The sequence below is a fragment of the Paraburkholderia lacunae genome (assembly GCF_003353175.1).
GTDB lineage: Bacteria > Pseudomonadota > Gammaproteobacteria > Burkholderiales > Burkholderiaceae > Paraburkholderia > Paraburkholderia lacunae.
In genome coordinates, this window is the sequence record NZ_QHKS01000003.1 from 70,388 (window position 1) to 88,522 (window position 18,135).

Annotated in this window: 16 protein-coding genes, 1 tRNA gene and 1 pseudogene; 9 read left to right on the forward strand and 9 right to left on the reverse strand. The window is 60.7% G+C overall.

The annotated features are described in order from the left end of the window. Positions 1-11: 11 nt before the first annotated feature. The 5 genes and pseudogenes from DLM46_RS05155 to DLM46_RS05175 all read right to left on the reverse strand — a co-directional run. Positions 12-926 (reverse strand): annotated as a pseudogene (locus DLM46_RS05155) (MFS transporter); the annotation flags it as partial. 126 nt (positions 927-1,052) lie between these two features. After that, positions 1,053-2,231, reverse strand: a complete 1,179-nt coding sequence (locus DLM46_RS05160; RefSeq protein WP_115099704.1) for a CaiB/BaiF CoA transferase family protein — start codon at positions 2,229-2,231, stop codon at positions 1,053-1,055. Between the two features lie 15 nt (positions 2,232-2,246). Further along, a complete protein-coding gene (locus tag DLM46_RS05165; protein ID WP_115099705.1) occupies positions 2,247-3,410 on the reverse strand; it encodes an acyl-CoA dehydrogenase family protein in 1,164 nt (387 codons plus the stop codon). A 41-nt stretch (positions 3,411-3,451) separates the two neighbouring features. Continuing rightward, positions 3,452-4,294 carry an HTD2 family dehydratase gene (locus tag DLM46_RS05170; protein WP_115099706.1) on the reverse strand — a complete coding sequence of 281 codons (843 nt, stop codon included), beginning with the start codon at positions 4,292-4,294 and terminating at the stop codon, positions 3,452-3,454. A gap of 188 nt (positions 4,295-4,482) precedes the next feature. After that, positions 4,483-5,427: a LysR family transcriptional regulator gene (locus tag DLM46_RS05175; protein WP_115099707.1), complete on the reverse strand. Its 945-nt coding sequence runs from the start codon at positions 5,425-5,427 to the stop codon at positions 4,483-4,485. A gap of 111 nt (positions 5,428-5,538) precedes the next feature. Between DLM46_RS05175 and DLM46_RS05180 the strand changes: the two genes are divergently transcribed. The 5 genes from DLM46_RS05180 (at position 5,539) to DLM46_RS39295 (ending at position 10,253) form a co-directional block, all read left to right on the forward strand. Then, a complete protein-coding gene (locus tag DLM46_RS05180; protein WP_115099708.1) occupies positions 5,539-6,075 on the forward strand; it encodes a thiamine pyrophosphate-binding protein in 537 nt (178 codons plus the stop codon). Then, on the forward strand, positions 6,075-6,671 hold the full coding sequence (locus DLM46_RS05185) for a thiamine pyrophosphate-dependent enzyme (protein ID WP_115099709.1): 597 nt from the start codon (positions 6,075-6,077) through the stop codon (positions 6,669-6,671). Before DLM46_RS05180 ends, DLM46_RS05185 begins: the two co-directional genes overlap by 1 nt. A 76-nt stretch (positions 6,672-6,747) precedes the next feature. After that, positions 6,748-8,226 carry an aldehyde dehydrogenase gene (locus DLM46_RS05190; RefSeq protein WP_115099710.1) on the forward strand — a complete coding sequence of 493 codons (1,479 nt, stop codon included), beginning with the start codon at positions 6,748-6,750 and terminating at the stop codon, positions 8,224-8,226. Positions 8,227-8,349: 123 nt separating this feature from the next. Further along, positions 8,350-9,669 carry an MFS family transporter gene (locus tag DLM46_RS05195; protein WP_115099711.1) on the forward strand — a complete coding sequence of 440 codons (1,320 nt, stop codon included), beginning with the start codon at positions 8,350-8,352 and terminating at the stop codon, positions 9,667-9,669. A 503-nt stretch (positions 9,670-10,172) separates the two neighbouring features. Further along, a tRNA-OTHER gene (locus DLM46_RS39295) sits at positions 10,173-10,253 on the forward strand. Positions 10,254-10,642: 389 nt separating this feature from the next. Here the strand turns inward: DLM46_RS39295 and DLM46_RS05200 are convergent. The 3 genes from DLM46_RS05200 to DLM46_RS05210 all read right to left on the reverse strand — a co-directional run bounded on the left by DLM46_RS05200 (position 10,643) and on the right by DLM46_RS05210 (position 13,528). Then, a complete protein-coding gene (locus DLM46_RS05200) occupies positions 10,643-11,884 on the reverse strand; it encodes an MFS transporter (protein ID WP_165847912.1) in 1,242 nt (413 codons plus the stop codon). 151 nt (positions 11,885-12,035) lie between these two features. Then, the gene (gene kce, locus DLM46_RS05205; RefSeq protein ID WP_115099713.1) at positions 12,036-12,965 is read right to left on the reverse strand and encodes a 3,5-dioxohexanoate:acetyl-CoA acetone transferase; all 930 of its coding nucleotides are present in this window, start codon (positions 12,963-12,965) and stop codon (positions 12,036-12,038) included. After that, the gene (locus DLM46_RS05210) at positions 12,962-13,528 is read right to left on the reverse strand and encodes a cupin domain-containing protein (protein ID WP_115099714.1); all 567 of its coding nucleotides are present in this window, start codon (positions 13,526-13,528) and stop codon (positions 12,962-12,964) included. The genes kce and DLM46_RS05210 overlap by 4 nt, the downstream gene beginning before the upstream one ends. 165 nt (positions 13,529-13,693) lie before the next feature. On the opposite strand from DLM46_RS05210, the gene DLM46_RS05215 reads away from it, so the two are divergent. The 3 genes from DLM46_RS05215 (at position 13,694) to DLM46_RS05225 (ending at position 16,015) form a co-directional block, all read left to right on the forward strand. Beyond that, on the forward strand, positions 13,694-14,554 hold the full coding sequence (locus DLM46_RS05215; RefSeq protein ID WP_115099715.1) for an ABC transporter substrate-binding protein: 861 nt from the start codon (positions 13,694-13,696) through the stop codon (positions 14,552-14,554). A gap of 71 nt (positions 14,555-14,625) precedes the next feature. Next, complete coding sequence (locus tag DLM46_RS05220; RefSeq protein WP_208866238.1) at positions 14,626-15,546, forward strand: fumarylacetoacetate hydrolase family protein; 921 nt, start codon at positions 14,626-14,628, stop codon at positions 15,544-15,546. A gap of 1 nt (position 15,547) precedes the next feature. Next, the gene (locus DLM46_RS05225; protein ID WP_425273963.1) at positions 15,548-16,015 is read left to right on the forward strand and encodes a PaaI family thioesterase; all 468 of its coding nucleotides are present in this window, start codon (positions 15,548-15,550) and stop codon (positions 16,013-16,015) included. A 2-nt stretch (positions 16,016-16,017) separates the two neighbouring features. On the opposite strand, the gene DLM46_RS05230 is transcribed toward DLM46_RS05225, so the two are convergent. Further along, a complete protein-coding gene (locus tag DLM46_RS05230; RefSeq protein ID WP_115099986.1) occupies positions 16,018-16,950 on the reverse strand; it encodes a LysR family transcriptional regulator in 933 nt (310 codons plus the stop codon). Positions 16,951-17,059: 109 nt separating this feature from the next. Here DLM46_RS05230 and DLM46_RS05235 point away from each other — a divergent pair, with 109 nt between their 5' ends. Next, complete coding sequence (locus DLM46_RS05235) at positions 17,060-18,112, forward strand: aromatic ring-hydroxylating dioxygenase subunit alpha (RefSeq protein WP_115099717.1); 1,053 nt, start codon at positions 17,060-17,062, stop codon at positions 18,110-18,112. The last annotated feature ends 23 nt before the right edge of the window (positions 18,113-18,135 follow it).

The following is an 18,135-nucleotide window of genomic DNA, read 5'->3' on the forward strand; positions in this document are numbered from 1 at the left end:
GGCCGCAGTGCCTAACGGGTCAACGGCTCCGTGTCCGGCTGCGTCGCATCACTGGCGCCAGGCGCAATGTCCTCGAGCGAGTGACGGCTCGTTTCGATCCGCAACAGGGTGATCGCCAGACACAGTACGGCGAATACGATGCTCACCATCGCAATCACGCCCGACACGCCAAAATGTTCGTAAAGCAACAGTGCCAGATACGGCGTAGCGATCGATGCCGCGCGCCCGCAGGTTCCCGCCACACCGGTTCCGCGAAGCCGAACTTCGGTCGGGAACAGCTCCGGGATGAAGCCGAACAACCCCAGTGTGGTTATCGTATAAATTGTCGTGACGAGGCAAAAGCCGACAAAGATGATTGCAGTCGTATCGCGAAGGTTCACGTAGATCCAGCCGAGCACGATGCTGATCAGCGCGGCGGCGACGATGCCTTTTGCACGGCCGATGCGGTCCGCGGTGAGGTAGCCGACCAGGCCGCCAACCGGCGCGCCGATGGACATGAGCAGAACGAAGCCGAGCGACTTGACGATCGACAGGCCTTCAGCCACGAAGAACGTGGGAAGCCACGCGATGAAGCCGTACAGCCCGATATTCACGGCAATCGCGGTCAATGCGGCTACGCACGTTCTGCCACGCATGCCCGGCACAACCAGCGCGCTAAACGGCGTGACGCCCACATGCAGATCGACCACACGCTGAACGGGCGGCAGCTTGCCGACCCGTGCTTCGACTTCCCGTTCGATGCTGGATAGCGTTGCTTCGGCCTCGTCGAGTTTGCCGACTGATTCCAACCAGCGCGGCGATTCGGGCATCGTGTGGCGTAGAAACCAGACCACGAGTGCCCCGACGCCCGCGATCGCGAACATGTAGCGCCAGCCGAGATTCGGAATGATCCAGTACCCTGCCGCCAGCGCGGCGAACAACCCGCTCAGCAGCATTGACCGTGTGTGACATGTTTGTCTCCTGCTATTTATTGACTCGTGACGGCTGTCACGAGGAGGTGCTTCGCTTTGAGTGCGAAGTCTGCTTGTCAGGTGGGAAAGCCGGTCTTCGGCTCAGATTGTGCCGAGTTCGCGCATCGCATGAATCTGCGAATCGTCGAAACCCAGCTCATGCAAGATGGACTCGGCGTGTTGGCCGAGTGCGGGCACGCCCCCCATGAACGGCGCTTCGGAAGGGGCCACGCCGGGCGGGTACAGCGCCGGAATCTCTCCTGCCGGCGTCTGAACTTTTGTCCATCTTCCGCGGGCCGCCAGTTGCTCGTGGTCCCAGACCGCCTGCATGTCGTTCATGCGGGCGTTGGCGATACCCGCCGCGTCGAGCCGCTCGATGACTTGCGCCGCGCTCAGCGACGAGAAAGCCGCCAGAATGAGTTCGGTGAGTTCGCCGCGGTTCTTCGCGCGGCGACTGTTGGTGCTGAAGCGCTCGTCGGTCTGCAGTTGTGGTTGCTGGATCACCGTCTCACAGAAGCTCTTCCACTCGCGCTCGTTTTGCAGGCCCAGCATGACTGTCTTCCCGTCGCCGGCCTTGAACGGGCCGTACGGAAATATTGTGGCGTGCGAGGCGCCGGCCTGTTGGGGCGCGCTCTGACCGTCGATTGCGTAGTAGAGCGGATAGCTCATCCATTCGACCATGCTCTCCAGCATCGAGACATCGATGTGCTTGCCGCGTCCGGTCCGGCCACGCTCGAGGAGGGCGGCGAGAATGTTGGTATAGCCGTACATGCCCGCCGCGATGTCGGCGATCGAACAGCCGGCTTTGGCGGGCTGATTTTCGGAGCCGGTGATACTCAGAAAGCCGGACTCGCTCTGAATCAGCAGGTCGTAGGCCTTCTTGTCGCGAAACGGCCCGTTCAGGCCATAACCCGAGATGTCGCAGACGATCAGGCGCGGGTACCGTTTGCTTAGCGTGTCGTAGTCGAGGCCGAGGCGCTGCGTTGCGCCTGGCGCCAGGTTTTGAACGAACACGTCGGCGTTCGCCAGAAGCCTGTGCACGACTTCGATCGCCTGGGCCTGTTTGACGTCGAGCGTGAGACTTTCCTTGGATCGGTTCGTCCAAACGAAATGCGAGGCGAGACCGGACACCCGCTCATCGTAGTTGCGTGCGAAGTCGCCCGTACCGGGGCGCTCGATCTTGATGACGCGCGCACCGAGGTCCGCGAGTTGCCGGGTGCAAAACGGCGCGGCGATAGCGTGTTCAAACGTGACGACCTTGATTCCTTCTAGCGGGCGCATGATCGGGTTCCCCGGTTAGAACGAGCGGGGCAGCCCGAGAATATGCTCGGCCACGTACGACAGAATCAGATTTGTCGAGATGGGGGCCACCTGATAAAGACGTGTTTCGCGGAATTTGCGTTCGACGTCGTACTCGGAGGCGAACCCGAAGCCACCGTGGAACTGCAGGCAGGCGTTGGCGGCTTCCCACGAGGCGTCGGCTGCAAGCAGCTTGGCCATGTTCGCCTGGGCGCCGCAGTGCTGATGCGCGTCGAACAGTTCGCAGGCCTTGTAGCGCATCAGGCTTGCTGCTTCGACGTTGACGAGGGCGCGCGCAATCGGGAACTGCACACCCTGGTTCTGGCCGATCGGGCGGCCGAACACCACGCGATCCTTCACGTATTGCGACACCTTGTCGATGAACCAGTAGCCATCGCCGATACACTCCGCGGCGATCAGCGTTCGCTCAGCGTTGAGGCCGTCCAGAATGTACCTGAAGCCTTTGCCTTCCTCGCCGATCAGATTGTCGGCGGGGATTTCCAGGTTGTCGAAAAACAGCTCGTTGGTCTCATGATTCACCATGTTGGGAATCGGACGCACGGACATGCCATGGCCGATTGCTTCGCGCAGATCGACGATGAAGATCGACATCCCCTCGCTCTTCTTTTTCACGTCGGCGAGCGGCGTCGTGCGGGCCAGCAGAATCATCAGATCGGAATGCTGGATGCGGGAGATCCAGACTTTCTGTCCGTTGACGACGTAGCGATCGCCCCTGCGCTCAGCCGTTGTTTTGATTTTCGTCGTGTCGGTGCCGGTGGTCGGCTCGGTGACGCCCATCGACTGCAGACGCAACTCGCCCGACGCAATCCTGGGCAGATAGTGCTGCTTCTGCTCGGCTGACCCGTGTCGAAGCAGCGTTCCCATGTTGTACATCTGTCCGTGACACGCTCCAGAATTGCCGCCGGACCGGTTGATTTCTTCCATGATCACCGACGCTTCGGTCAGCCCCAGTCCCGAGCCGCCATATTCCTGCGGAACCAACGCGGCAAGCCAGCCGGCTTTCGTCAATGCGTCGACGAATGCTTCGGGGTAACCGCGCTCCTCGTCGATCTTGCGGAAGTATTCCGCGGGAAACTGTTGGCACAGGTCGCGCACCGCTTCCCGAATGTCCTGATAGGAATCGGTTGAGATGTTGATCATGGTACGAGTCTCTTCTCTGGCTATTGTGGGTGTATGGGGCACTAGGCGAGCGTCGCGCGCGCGGACATCGTGAGCCACCCTTCGTGGTCTTTGGCCCAGAGTTCGACAGTCTTTCCGTCCGGCGAAGGGCGACCGCAAAGATGCAGCGCGTTGCCCGCGAAGCTCGGACGAATCGCTTTGAACGTGAAGTCGCGGACGCTGGCCCGCGGCTCGTTTCGTCGAACCAGGTCCATCAACAGCGTAGCGATGAGTGGGCCATGCACGACGAGACCCTGATAGCCTTCGGTCCCAGTCACATAAGGCTTGTCATAATGAATGCGATGGCCGTTGAACGTCAGTGCGGAATAGCGAAAGAGAAGGACCTCGTCAGGGAGGACTTCGTGGTGCCACGCTTCATTTGACGGTGCCTGTGTCGGGATCGGCGCTGTGGCCGTCGGCAACGGAGGCTCGCGGTAGACGATGTCATGCTCTTCTTCGATTGCCAGTGAATCCGGCGTCCGTATCTCGTGTCTGACCGTGACGAAGGCCAGCCTGCCGCTGCGGCCTTCTTTTACGCTGACGTCGGCGATGCGGGAATCGCGGATAACCGGGGCCCCGACCTTTACCGGAGAGAGGAAGCGCAACCTTCCGCCGGCCCACATCCGCCGGGGAAGGCCGAGGTCTGGCAGGAATCCTCCCTTCACGGGGTGACCGTCTTCAGCGATCCTGGACTGAGGTACGACGGGCCTGAAGAAGATCCAGTGCCACAAGGGAGGGAGCGGTTCGCCGGTTCGTGGCGGAGTGTCATGGTCGAGTGTCGCCGCAAGCGCCGCCACTGAGGTCGGTACAACGAGGTCGACCACGCTTTCCGTGCGACCGATCAACGAGGCCGGGGTGTCAATCATCCTTGTCTCCGTCTGGCTGCTGAGCCAGCAAATAGTTATCCGGTGAGTGGACTCTATTTGAAGACGCCGACGGATGGAAATATGAGTTTCATGTGCCGGTCATAGGGCGAACCTATTCCCGGCCACTTTCCTGGCGACGTGTGGCGGAGAATAATTTCTGGGGAGGAGGGGCGACGCTATCGCACCGATCAACCGATGTCGGTATCGCTGCCAAGCCATCGCGCGGCGGTCCACTGGCCGCGCCGAACCGCGTCGCTGATCTGATCGACGAGAAGGTCGACGACGCAGCGGACCGCGACGGGTACCCGGCGGGTGTTCGGCAGGGCGAGCACGATCTTGCGCAGCAGGTCGGCGTCCGAGAGCGGGGCGGCACTCAACAGTCCACGCGCCACATCGTCCATGATCGCGATACTCGGCAAGATCGTGATGCCCAAGCCGCCCAACACCAGCCCTTTCTGGACGCTCATCGCGTTGGTTTCCGCCGCGATCGACAACTCGATACCTGCCGACGCGCAGGTCTGTTCGACCAGACTTCGTATGCCGTGCGGCGCGTTGGGAAGAATCATTGGTTCGCCGGCGACCTGCCGTAGTTCAACGGGCGACTCAGCCTTGAAACCTGCGTCCGGTCGCCCCACCACCCACAGACGTTCCTCCAGAATCGGTCGCACCTGCAGCGTAGGGGAGGGTTTCGGGTCGTACAGCAATGCGGCGTCGGCTTCGCCCAGTTCAAGCCAGTTCTGCAAATGACCGGTGTAGCCCATCGAGATGCGCAGCCTGATGGCCGGATATGCCCTGGCGACCCTGGCCACCAGTTCGCTTGCCAGCAAATCGCACGTGCTGGGAAGTAGTCCGATTGTTACAACGCCGGCCACGCCTGCTGCCGGCTGCACTTCGGAACGCGCGCGGTCCAGTTCGGCCAACGCCCGGCGTGCATATTCGACGAATATTTCGCCGGACTCCGTGAGTTCCATGCCGTAGCGGCCGCGCGAGAACAACGCGGTGCCCACATCCTCTTCAAGCAGACGAAGCTGCCTGGAGACGGCGGGCTGCACGATGTGCAGCAGGGTTGCCGCTTTCGTGACGCTTCCGGTCTCCGCGATCGTCACCAACGCGCGCAATTGCTTGATGTCCACGTTTACCCCGCCAATGCCGAAATCACATACAGGAATCACAAAATTCTATTTATCAGGCTATCACATCACGAATTAAGATTCCTAAAACCCCCTGTCTTTGGAGACGAACACATGAGTACAGATGCGCCCCAGGCGCCGGCGTGGCAACAGGAAATCTTCGATGTCCTCAAAGCCGGCAACGTCAAGCAGGTCGCCTACGTGCCCGACGCCGGCCATTCGCATGTGATCAGAAAAGTGATCGCCGATCCCGACATCCACGACGTGGTTCTGACCACGGAGGAAGAGGGTGTCGCGGTCACGAGCGGCGCCTGGCTGGGTGGGCAGCGCGCTGTCCTGCTCATGCAGAGCAGCGGTGTCGGCAACTGCGTGAACATGTTTTCCTTGCTGCAAAGCTGTCGGTTTCCCTTTTTCACGCTGGTCACGATGCGTGGTGAGTACGCGGAGTTCAATCCGTGGCAAGGCCCGATGGGCAAGAAGACGCAGGCCGCGCTCGAACTGATGGGTATCACCGTGTTTCGCGCGGACGATCCCGACACGGTCGGTGAAATTGTCAGCGCGGGTTTCGATGCGGCCTTCGAGGCCGGCGAACAGGTCGCGGTTCTGCTGTCGCAAAGCCTGATTGGTCGTAAAAAATGGGAGAGAAAGTAATGGTCAAGGTCACTCGCCACGCTGGCATCGATCGTCGCGAATTTGTCGCGGCCTTGTTGAAGGCGGTGCCCGACGCACTGATCGTTACCGGCCTCGGCTCCGCATCGTATGACGTGTTTGCCGCCGGCGACCGCCCGGAGAATTTCTATCTTTGGGGTGCCATGGGCGGCGCTGCCTCGCTCGGACTGGGTCTCGCGCTGGCGCAGCCCGATAAGCCCGTGCTCGTCATCACGGGTGACGGAGAGCAACTGATGGGCGTTGGCAGTCTCGGCACCATCGGCGCGCGACAGCCGCGCAACCTGTCGATCGTCGTGCTCGACAACGGCCATTTCGGCGAGACCGGAATGCAGCGGAGTCATACGAGCCTGGGTACCGACCTCGTGGCCGTTGCGAAGGGCTTTGGCATCGAGGACGCGTTTTCTGTCGAGGCGCAAAGCGATGCGGCCCGCGTGGCCGAACGCGCGTTGTCGCGCAGTGGACCTGTGCTGGTCAACGTGCATATCGCCGCGAATGAACCGCCTCGCGCGCTGCCGCCGCGAGACGGCGTGTACGTCAAGAACCGCTTCCGCGAAGCGCTTGGCTTCGCGCCGTTCTGAAAGAAAGTCGTCTGCGCAGTGCTATCCGGCGCTGCGTTCCCGGGTCGGTTCACCGAATCACTGTAAAGAGAAATTGATGGAACGCTATCGTCTGTATATCGACGGCAAGAGCTGCGAACCCGAGGGTGGCCAGTGGTTTCCGAGCGAGAGTCCGTTTACCGGTGAGCCGTGGGCCGAAGTCGCGCGCGCTAATGCGGCCGACGTGGAGCGCGCTGTCAGCGCTGCTCACCACGCCTTCGTATCCGGTGCGTGGCCCGAGCTCAGTGCCAGTGCGCGAGGCCTGCTTCTGCATCGGTTCGCAGACAGGATCGCGGCGGAGGCGTCACGCCTAGCCGCGATAGAGGTTCGCGACAACGGCAAGCTCTACGCCGAGATGCATGCCCAGTTGAGCTATCTTCCGCAATGGTTCCGATACTACGGCGGACTGGCCGACAAGATTCAAGGGGATGTCATCCCGCTCGACAAAAAGGGCTACTTCAGTTACACACGCCAGGAACCGCTGGGTGTCGTTGCAATCATTACGCCTTGGAACTCCCCGTTGATGCTGCTTGCCTGGAAGCTCGCACCGGCTCTCGCCGCGGGCTGCACGGTCGTCATCAAGCCCTCCGAGTTCACATCGGCTTCGACGCTGGAACTCATGCAACTGCTCGACGAGGTCGGTTTCCCGCCGGGCGTGGTCAATGTGGTGACGGGCTTCGGCAACGAGGTCGGCAGCGCGCTGGTCGGGCATCCGTTGGTTAAAAAGATCACGTTTACAGGCGCTGACACGACCGGGCGGCGGATCAACGAACAGGCGGCTCGAGACTTGAAACACGTCAGTCTCGAACTGGGCGGCAAGTCGCCGAATATCGTGTTCGACGACGCCAATATCGATGATGCCGTCAACGGTGCGGTCGCAGGCATCTTTGCGGCGACAGGTCAAACCTGTATCGCGGGTTCCCGGCTGCTCGTTCAGGAGGGCGTCTATGACGCGGTGGTCAGTCGTGTGGTGGAACTCGCGAAAACCGCACGCATGGGCGATCCGATGGAGGCCACTACACAGGTCGGACCGATTACCACGCGCCCGCAGTACGACAAGGTCCTGAACTACATCGATATTGCGCGTGCCGAAGGCGCGACACTCGCGCTTGGCGGCCATCCGGCAGAGCGCCCCGAGTGCGGGAAGGGATGGTTCATCGAGCCGACTATTTTCACCAACGTCGACAACAAGATGCGAATCGCCCAGGAGGAGGTGTTCGGGCCCGTTCTTTCGGTGATTCGCTTCCGCGATGAAGAGCACGCGATCGAGATCGCCAACGACGTGCGGTTCGGGCTTGGCGCCGGCGTTTGGACTCGCGACATCGGGCGGGCGTTTCGCATGGCCGAGCGAATCCAGTCCGGCACGGTCTGGGTCAACACCTATCGCGCGGTCAGCTACATGTCGCCGTTCGGCGGATACAAGGACTCTGGAATCGGTCGTGAAAATGGTGTCGATGCCATCAGAGACTACCTTCAAACAAAGAGCGTCTGGATCAATACAGGCTCGCCAACCGGAAATCCATTCGTGATCCGGTGATTCCTGCCCTTCCGCTGTTCACGTCGAGAAATCGTGGCCGATCTTCGGGATCTCACGCCAGAGCCCAGGGCAACCCAATGCGGCATCAGATCGCAAATATATAGACACACTAATGGAGACATCATGAAAGTCGAAGCACTTGGCAGTGGCGCCATTTCGAGCAGTAGTGAAACCCGGCGCTGCATCATGGCCATCGTGGGCGCGTCATCGGGAAATCTGGTCGAGTGGTTCGACTTCTTTGTCTACTCGTTTTGTTCCATCTACTTTGCTCACGCGTTTTTCCCAAGCGGAAATACGAGTACACAACTTCTGAATACCGCGGGCGTGTTTGCAACCGGCTTCCTGATGCGGCCCGTAGGCGGATGGATGTTTGGCCGCATCGCGGACAAATACGGTCGCCGCTCATCGATGATCATTTCGGTCCTGATGATGTGCGCGGGCTCTCTCGTGATCGCCTTATTGCCGACCTACGCTACCATTGGCGCCGCTGCGCCCGCGCTTCTACTTGTGGCACGTTCCTTCCAGGGGCTGTCAGTGGGTGGAGAATACGGAACGAGTGCAACCTACATGAGTGAAGTGGCCGTGGCTGGAAGAAGAGGATTCTTTGCCTCGTTCCAGTATGTGACCGTGATCGGCGGACAGGTATTGGCGCTGATCGTCGTCGTGATTCTCCAGCAAATACTCTCTACTGAAGAACTGCGTGCCTGGGGATGGCGTGTGCCGTTCGCCATCGGTGCAGTCGCGGCACTGGTCTCGCTGTATCTGCGCCGGTCACTCGAAGAAACCTCGACGAATGCGACACGCTCACGTTCCGACGCGGGGACGCTGCGTGGCTTGCTCACTCACAAACGTGCGATCGCTACCGTGTTGGGCTTTACGGCGGGCGGCTCGCTTTCGTTTTATACCTTTACGACCTATATGCAGAAATACCTGGTCAACACCGCGGGCATGCATCCCAAGACCGCCAGCGCGGTGATGACCACGGCCTTGATCGTCTACATGCTGATGCAGCCAGCCTTCGGTGCGCTCTCCGATCGTATCGGTCGACGCATGTCGATGATCCTGTTCGGCGTGTTGGCGACGATTGGCACCGTGCCGCTGCTGTATGCGCTAAAGGAGGTGACGAACCCGTACGCGGCGGTCGCTCTGGTGATCATCGCTCTTGCGATCGTCAGTCTTTATACCTCGATCAGCGGGCTCATCAAGGCTGAGATGTTTCCTCAGGAGGTCCGGGCGCTTGGGGTTGGCCTGTCGTATGCCATTGCCAACGCGATTTTCGGAGGATCCGCGGAATATGTGGCCCTTGCGCTCAAGTCTCTGGGCAGCGAGCCCGCGTTTTACTGGTACGTGACTGCGTTATGTGCGATAGCATGCGTCGTTGCTATTCGAATGAGAGACCCGTCAGAAACGGGATATCTACGAGGTAACAGCCAACGCGAATAAAGCCGCTCGGTAGTTCGGCGGCGAGAAGTGGGTCTTACGACGGTCAATGGTTCGCAAACGAAAGAATGTGCCTATAAGGAGTGCCTCCGTAGCTTTGCCACTAAAGTCAGGTGGGACGTCCGTCGATGGTCCGCTGAACTGATGACCCAGATACTGATCATTGGCTGATCGTGCGCGGCGAGTACGTTTGCAGGAGCTCGAACTTTCATGTACTCAAAAACGTACTCATTCGACGTCGGCTTATATCGTGGAACGCGAGTATCTTCTAAGCGCCCTGGAAATAAAAAAGCCCGCAAAAGCGGGCGTTTTCATGAACAGCAGTCCAGCAATTGATGTGGACCTAATTTCTGGTGCCCAGGAGAGGACTCGAATATGATATTTAAGTGCTTGATTTTAAATTAAAAAATTTCATGATTTGCGTTCTATATACGTATATGTATACGCAAAGAGATTGGACTTTGTAGGATGCTATTCCAAGGCGGCTGTTTCCGAACGGAGAGATGCGGGGCAAGCTCATCAGCTCGGGGGGATTTGTTACTCCCATAGCGTGCAGGTGGTCGGAGGTTCAAATCCTCTTGCCCCGAGCAAAGAAATCAAGGCCCTATGGATGTAGATCCATAAGGCCTTTTTCGTTTGGGGCGGATTTTGCCCCCACAGGACGGGCGGCTCTCGCGGGAACAGAGCGGAATGTTCGGCAGGGGCAATGCAACTACCCATGTGATGAGGCTGATCCAATTGTTGTTAGCTCGTGTACCACCGCGCGGATTATCTGGCGCGGGTCGAAGGCTCGCTCCAGACACCCTCGATCTATGAAGAAACGAATCGCCCGATGGAATGGCGAACTGCGGTCTGGTGATCGACACGGCGCGTCTGGAAGCAGAGAACATCTGCCAAAGAAACGACCGTCGCCAGACATTAGGAAGAGAATGGGCGCACGAGCAAGCCCGCCTATCAACCGCCGGGCGATAAGACGTCAACCGAGCGAGACCCGGTTTGCCTGTGCTGCGTGTACCGACTCCCTGGGGCCGAGCTTCGCAAGCGACAGGACCAGGATTGCAGCGGCTGTTATGGCGCATACCACGGCCATCCAGGCGACGGTGTGGATGAGTCCACCAGCGAACCTGGCAACTGATTCGACGACGAGCGGACTCAGGAAATTGCCGAGGAAAAACGATCCCATATATCCGCCGGTCGCCCGACCGCTTTGCTCGAACGGCACGCGTGCCAGCGTCCACGTCCCGAGGAGCGGAAGCGCCATCCCTCCGCCTGCTGCGGCGAGGAAAGCGCCCGCAACTGTCGCGTTCGCCCCCGTGCACGATGCGATGACAATAAAGCCTGACGCAAGCAGTCCGAAGGCGACCACCAAAAGGCGGTTGATAGGCAATCGCGCGAGGTGGTGAAAAACGAACGAACCCACCGGAATGCCGGCATTGGCGATGGCGCCCCCGACACCAAGGACCACCGGTGCCGTGACGCCGCGTGCGTTGAGCAGAAAGCTGATCTGGACCGGCACGACAAAAAACATGACGGACGCGAAAAGGATCAGCAGGCAGAGGTGGCCGATCTCGCGCCACGGAAAGGGCATCTTCTGAGCGGGCGCATGCTCCGCATGCGTTTCCTCGGGTTCCCAGATCATCGTCGCGATAAACGGAAGGAATAGGATCGCGCATCCGTAGACCAGGAACGGCGTGCGCCAGCCCGCCGCCAGGCTGCCGAGCCCACCGCCCACCGAGAACATCAAGGCGGCCACGACGGAGGCCGACGCGTGCTGCATCGTCAGCCACTTCTGTCGCTGAATGCCCGAGAAATAGTTGGCCACGAGGGCAGTGGCGATCGTGACGATCGCAGCCTCCGCGAGACCGATGACTGCGCGCGAGGCGATGATCGCGTAGAGGCTCTTCAGCCAGAACGGCAGGACGCCGGCGACCGCGTAGATTGCGACAGCGGCCATATAGAGGCGCTTGCGACCGAACGCATCGACCAGCGATCCCACCAGCGGGCTGAACAGCGCGATCATCAGCGCGGGAATTACCAGCACGATCAGGGTCAGCACGTCCGCATTTGGGGCGCCCGCATAGTCGTGCCGCATCTGCGGAAGGACAGGGGCAATCAGCACTGCACCGGTTGAAGAGAGCCAGCAACTGGCCATCAGAAGCCAGCCGTGTCGCGTGCCGGCTACGCGTGCCGGCCGGGCTTCAGAGGAAAGGGGAGTCATGTCGTCTCCAACGTTTTTGTATTGGCTGCTCCTGACGCGGCGCGCCAGGAAACGTGTCATCGTCTGCACAGGACAACGGACATCGGGTGCCGGGTCCGGGATCACTGCCGCTTTCGCGCCCGCGACCGGAAGCGATCCATGTCCGGCACTGCTAGAAGGCCACCTGGTCGTGACCCTTCAGATCGAGCATCCGTCTCGCTTCATCCGGCGAGGCGATCTCGATGCCAAGTTCGCCAAGAATCCGGCGGATCTTGCGCACCTGGTCGGCGTTGCTTTGCGCAAGCTCGCCGCGCCCGATATACAGGCTGTCTTCGAGCCCGACCCGGACGTTGCCTCCCATCAGGCTTGCCATCGTCGCGACAGGCATCTGATGCCTGCCGGCCGCGAGCACCGACCAGTGGTAGTCGGTGCCGAACAGGCGGTCGGCCGTGCGCTTCTGATGCAGCAGGTCTTCGGCGTGGGCGCCCATCGCGCCGCGCAGGCCAAACACTGTCTGCACGAAGAGCGGCGGCTCCACGAGACCCTTCTCGAGGAAGTATTGCAGCGTGTACAGATGGCCGACGTCGTAACACTCGAATTCGAAGCGCGTGCCGCCGGCCTGTCCGACATGCTTCAGAATCCACTCGATGTCATCGTAGGTATTGCGGAAGATCAGCCCGCGCGTGCCCTTCAGAAACGGCACTTCCCAATCATGGCGCCATTCGCGCTCGCGTTCGGCCATCTCGGACAGCACGAGGTTGAGCGACCCCATGTTGAGCGAGCACATCTCGGGCTTGAGCGCCCGGCCTGCCGCCGTGCGTTCCTCGATGGGCATGTTTGGACCGCCGCCGCCCGTTGAAATGTTGATGACGGCGCTCGTCGAGGACTTGATGGCCGTGACGAAACGCCTGAATATCTCGGGGTCGCCAGAAGGGCGGCCATCGTCCGGGTTGCGGGCGTGCAGATGGATGATCGAGGCGCCGGCCTCGGCAGCCGCAATGGATTCGGCTGCAATCTCCTCTGGAGTGACCGGCAGAAACCGCGACATGGATGGCGTATGAGCGCCGCCCGTCACCGCGCACGTAATGATTGCCTTGCTCACAGCGGCTCTCCTTCGACGAGATCGAGCAGCACGAACGCCATCCGGCACGGCTTGCCCGAGCGGTTTGCCCAGCTGTGATTGGTCGCGCGCTGGATCAGGACGTCCCCGGGACGCATGCGTGTTTCGCCTTCGTCGAGCAGAGCCCAGATTTCGCCTTCGAGCACGATTGCGTAGTCCAGAGACTCGGTTTTGTGAAACCAGAAATGACGTGCGCCGGACTTGTCGCGCACGCCGCTGTCGTCGAGGAATTGCTTCAGTCGCGCTTCGTCGTAGTTCTCGTCGGGCGGAAAATCGACGATGCGCAGCAACGAGCCGTCTTTCGAATGGAAGCCGAACGCATGACCGGACGGCGCCGGTTCCTCGCCGGGCGCACGCGCCTCGCCCGTCGCCCACACCACTTGCGCGAGCGGAAGCCCGGGCCGGTTCGTCCTGTTCGGTGTCGGTCCATCTGACACGAAGCAGGACTTGCCCTGTGCATTGGTGCCCGTGACGATCCGCCGGACCGGGCGATAGTCGTCACTGTCTGCTTGCGGTAGCCCCTGATTCTTTTCCAGCGTCTCCATGTTTTCTCCAATTAACGAGTCGTATCGTATCGTTAATCGAAGTGGAATGCCTGTCAATAGGGAAATGGATTAGAGATAGAAGGCGTTTTTGGACTCATCAAGGCTTGACAAATGTGAACGGTCCGTTTTGTAATGATGGCAATCAAATCACAACCGTCCGGATCCATGGAGACAGAAAAAATTCGCGTGATGTGGTTCGTGCCGCCGCTACTTGCCCTCGTCGCAAGTCAGGACGCGCAGGCAATCGCTGTCCACGCCGATCGCAACCGCTCGTCCGACGAGCAGTTCGATGCGCTCGTGGCAGGGGACGTCGATGCGGTCGTGACGTCGATGGACAATGTCATCGGCTGGAATTGCCGCGCGGGTCCGCGAGACTTTCGGGTCGTCGCGCAGATCGAGCGAACCACGCCTTTGACACTGGTCGCGCGGCCGCCACTGCGCAACGTGCAGGATCTGCGCGGCGCGAACCTGCTGGTCGATGCGCCGGATAACGGCTTCGTCGTTGCACTCAGGGCCATGCTGCGCGATGCGGGTATGGAGCCTGATGCAGTCCGCTTTACGCCGGCGGGTGGCGTCAAGGAGCGGTTCGACGCGCTCTTGGCGGGACAAGGCGACGCAACTTTGTTAGGGCCGCCATTCGATTCGATGGCGGCAGCCTCGGGTCTTGCGCGTATCGCCGATGTGCAGGAGACGTACCCTGACTTTCCCGGCCAGGGTGTCGTCGTGCGCAACGGGGGCGAGGCGAGCGCCAGCGTCGTGGCGTGGCTGCAAGCGCTGGAGCGCGCCCGTCGTCGCGTTAACGAGAACGCTGAACTTGCGAGGCAGGCGGTGCTGGCCGCCGGTTTTCCGGAGGCCGTTGCAGATGCGATGATCGCGCAGAACCCCGACTCGCTGCGCCCGACGACGGAGGGCGTCGCGCTGCTCATCGCGCACCGCCGCTCGCTCGGACTTGTGGGTGCGGACAATGACTATTGCACCATCGTCGACGATTCGATGGTCGAACAATGCATGGGAGGGCAGAAGTGAAGCGATATGCGCTCGGAACGTTTTCGATGGGGGACGGTGCCCGGTTTGTAGGTTTCGTCGTGAATGATCGCGTGGCCTCGCTCGCCGAGCTGGCGGCGGATCATGGCGAAGGTGACCTGGCAAACGCGCCCAGCGTGCTGGCACTTCTTGAGACGTGGTCGACGAGCGAGCCCGCGCTGGGTCGCCTCGCCACCAAGGTTTCGGGAGAAGAGGGCAGATGGTATGCGCTTTCGGAACTGCATACCCACCCGGCCGTCAATCTGCCGCGCCAGGTCTTTTGCACGGGTGCGAATTACCGCAAGCATGTCGTCGATCTGACGGTGGATGCAAAGATCGGTCCTGACGGACTCGACGAAGCCGGACTTCGGCGCTGGGCGGAAGCCATGATGGACGAACGTCTCGCGAACGGCGAGCCCTACGCATTCACGAAGCCGGTCTCCGCTGTGTCGGGGGCTTTCGATCCGCTGGTGCTTCCGGTCACGACAATTAAGCCGGACTGGGAGCTGGAGCTGGCCGTCGTGATTGGCCGCGGCGGCTACCAGATTCCCCGCGGGCAGGCGCTCGATCACGTAGCGGGCTACACGATCGTCAACGACATATCCGCGCGCGATCTCATTCCACGAACCGACTACAAGATGCTGGGTACTGACTGGCTGCGTTCAAAGGGACAGCCAGGCTTCCTACCACTCGGGCCATATCTCGTTCCGAAGGTATTCGTGCCCGACCCGCATCGTCTGCAGATGCGGCTCACGGTGTCCGGGCAGGTCATGCAGGACGAGACGACCGCTGACATGCTGTTCAGTATCGAGCGGCAGATCGAATATATTTCGCGCTATTCGCGCCTTTTGCCCGGCGACGTCATCTGTACCGGCTCGCCCGCCGGCAACGGCACACACTACAACCGCTATCTGCGTGACGGCGACGTGATGGAGGCCGAGATCGAGGGATTGGGCCGCCAAAGACAGATCTGCGTCGCACAACAACATGGCTAACGTGCAAGAAGCGACAATACGGCGCGACAATCCTGATCGTGCCTTTCTTCACGACCTTCTATCGGCACAAGCGCGGAACGTCACGCTCGACATGAATCCTGCGTTGGCTTCCCTGGGCGCCACGTTGCTGGGGGGAAGCGCAGGGGCGCTGTCCATCGGTTTCACGGCGCCGAACCACTCGGTCCAAGGCAATGGCGTGGTATCCGGCGGAACGCTCGCGTCAATGCTCGATCTTGCGATGGCATTGGCATTGCTCTCGCAGCTCCCGCCCGGCCGCACGTGCGCAACCATCAGTCTCACCGTCAATATGATCGAGCCGGGGTATGTCGGAGACTTCGTCGCCGATGCCCGCGTCAAACGTCTGGGCGGGCGGGTGTCGTTCGTGGAAGCCTGGCTGCACGATGCGGCAAGGACACGGTGCGTTGCCACTGCCACAGCCCCGTTTGCAGTATTCGATGTGCGTGGCTGATTTCACGCCTCGTTGTCTTCGATATCCGGATAGCGGTCGAACGTTTCCTTGATGAGATGGCGTAGCCAGATATTGGCAGGATCGTCGTGGAATCGCGGATGCCAGTGCTGGCGGAGGGCGAACGGCGGCAACGACACCGGTGGAGGCACGATTCTGATCGTGCCGAGCCTCGCGAACACGTTGGCGAGTTCGAGCGGCACCGTAGCGATCAGGTCAGGCTGCGCGTCGATGAGATGCGGCACGACCAGAAAGTGCGGCGTGGTCAGATAAATGTTGCGCTTGATGCCGTATTCGTCGAATGCGCTGTCGTAGGCCGCGCTCGCCCGGCCGGTGAGCGAGACAACGATCTGAGGCATGCTCTCGAACTGCGCCCGGCTGATCGACTTGCCGATCGCCTTGTTGTGCACGCTGACCATCGTGACGAAGGTGTGCAAGAACAATTGCTGCTGGAATAGTCCATCGGGCGCCGCGCGCACGGAGCCTAGCGCGAGATCGGCGTCGCCGGCGGCGAGCGTCGCCTCGATCTGCTCGAGCGGCACCTGCACGGACCGCACCGTACAGTTAGGCGCAACCTTGCGCAAGCGGCGGATCAGCGGAGGGAGAAAAACGAGCTCGCCCATGTCGGTCATGCTGATCACAAACGTGCGGCGAGCGGTGGCCGGTTCGAAGCGCGCTTGCGAAACGACGCGCTGCCTCAATGCCGTCATGATCTCGGTAACCGTCGTGCCGAGCAGCAAGCCCTTCTCCGTTGGCTGCATGCCGGCCGACGTCTTGACGAATAACGGGTCCTCGAAAAACGTTCGCAGCCGGTTGAGCCCGTGGCTCATGGCGCCCTGCGACAGCCCGACTTCCGCGGCTGCGCGCGTGACGCTGCGCTCCCTCAGCAGGGCGTCGAATAGGACCAGCAGGTTCAGATCGAGATCGCGGATATGCATGAGATGCATTCAGGGAATTAGTCCCATTAGATTGACGCATGATCTGTCCAAACCTATCGTTGCGTCAAGCGTTGAAAAAGACGCCAGATAACGAATCAGGAGACAAGCGATGTTCATCAGGAATACCTGGTATGTGGCCGCATGGTCGCATGAGGTGGAAGGCGCCGGTCTGTTCTCGCGTACCATTATCGGCACGCCCGTTTTACTGTACCGGAAGGAAGGTGGCGACGTCGTCGCGCTCATTGATCGCTGCTGTCATCGTGGCGCGCCGTTGTCGGTTGGCCGGCGTGAAGGCGATTGTGTCCGTTGCATGTATCACGGCCTGAAATTCGACAGCAACGGAGCATGTGTCGAAGCTCCGGCTCAGGAGAGAATTCCGCCGCAGGCCAAAGTCAGGCAATTTCCGGTAGTGGAGCGTCACCGCTGGATCTGGATCTGGATGGGCGACCCCGCGCTGGCCGATCCGTCCACGATTCCCGATACCCATTGGCTCGACGATCCGCAATGGCGCTCGCTTCCCGGCTACATTCACTACGACGTCAACTACCTGCTCATCTGCGACAACCTGCTGGATTTTTCGCATCTCCCATTCGTTCATCCGACGACGCTGGGCGGGGGAGAGGACTACGCAGCCATCCAGCCGAAAGTCGAGCGCCTCAAAGACGGTGTACGCATCACGCGGTGGACAATCAATACCGAGCCGCCTCCGTTTGCCAAAGCCGTTCAGGAGTGGCCGGGCAAGGTCGACCGCTGGAACGTCTACGACTTCACGGTCCCGGCGGTTCTGCGTATGGATTCGGGCATGGCGCCCACGGGCACCGGTGCGCCCGAGGGCGTTCGTGTCGGCGCAGTCGAGTTTCGCGGTTGCCAGGCCCTGACGCCTGAAACCGAAAACTCGACGCACTACTTCTTTGCCCACCCGCACAATTTCTCGCTCGATCAGCCCGAAGTTACGCGTTCGATTCATCGGGCGGTCGTCGATGCGTTCGACGAGGACCGCGACATCGTTACTGCGCAGCACCGGAACCTCACGCTCGATCCCGGCTTCAAGATGATGGCTTTCGGCATCGACGCAGCCCTCTCGCAGTTTCGCTGGGCCGTGAACAGACGGCTCGAGGAAGAAGGCACTGCGGCCGCACAGAAGAGCGAGGCCACGTCGTGATCGAAGTAGTCGTTGCGAAGATT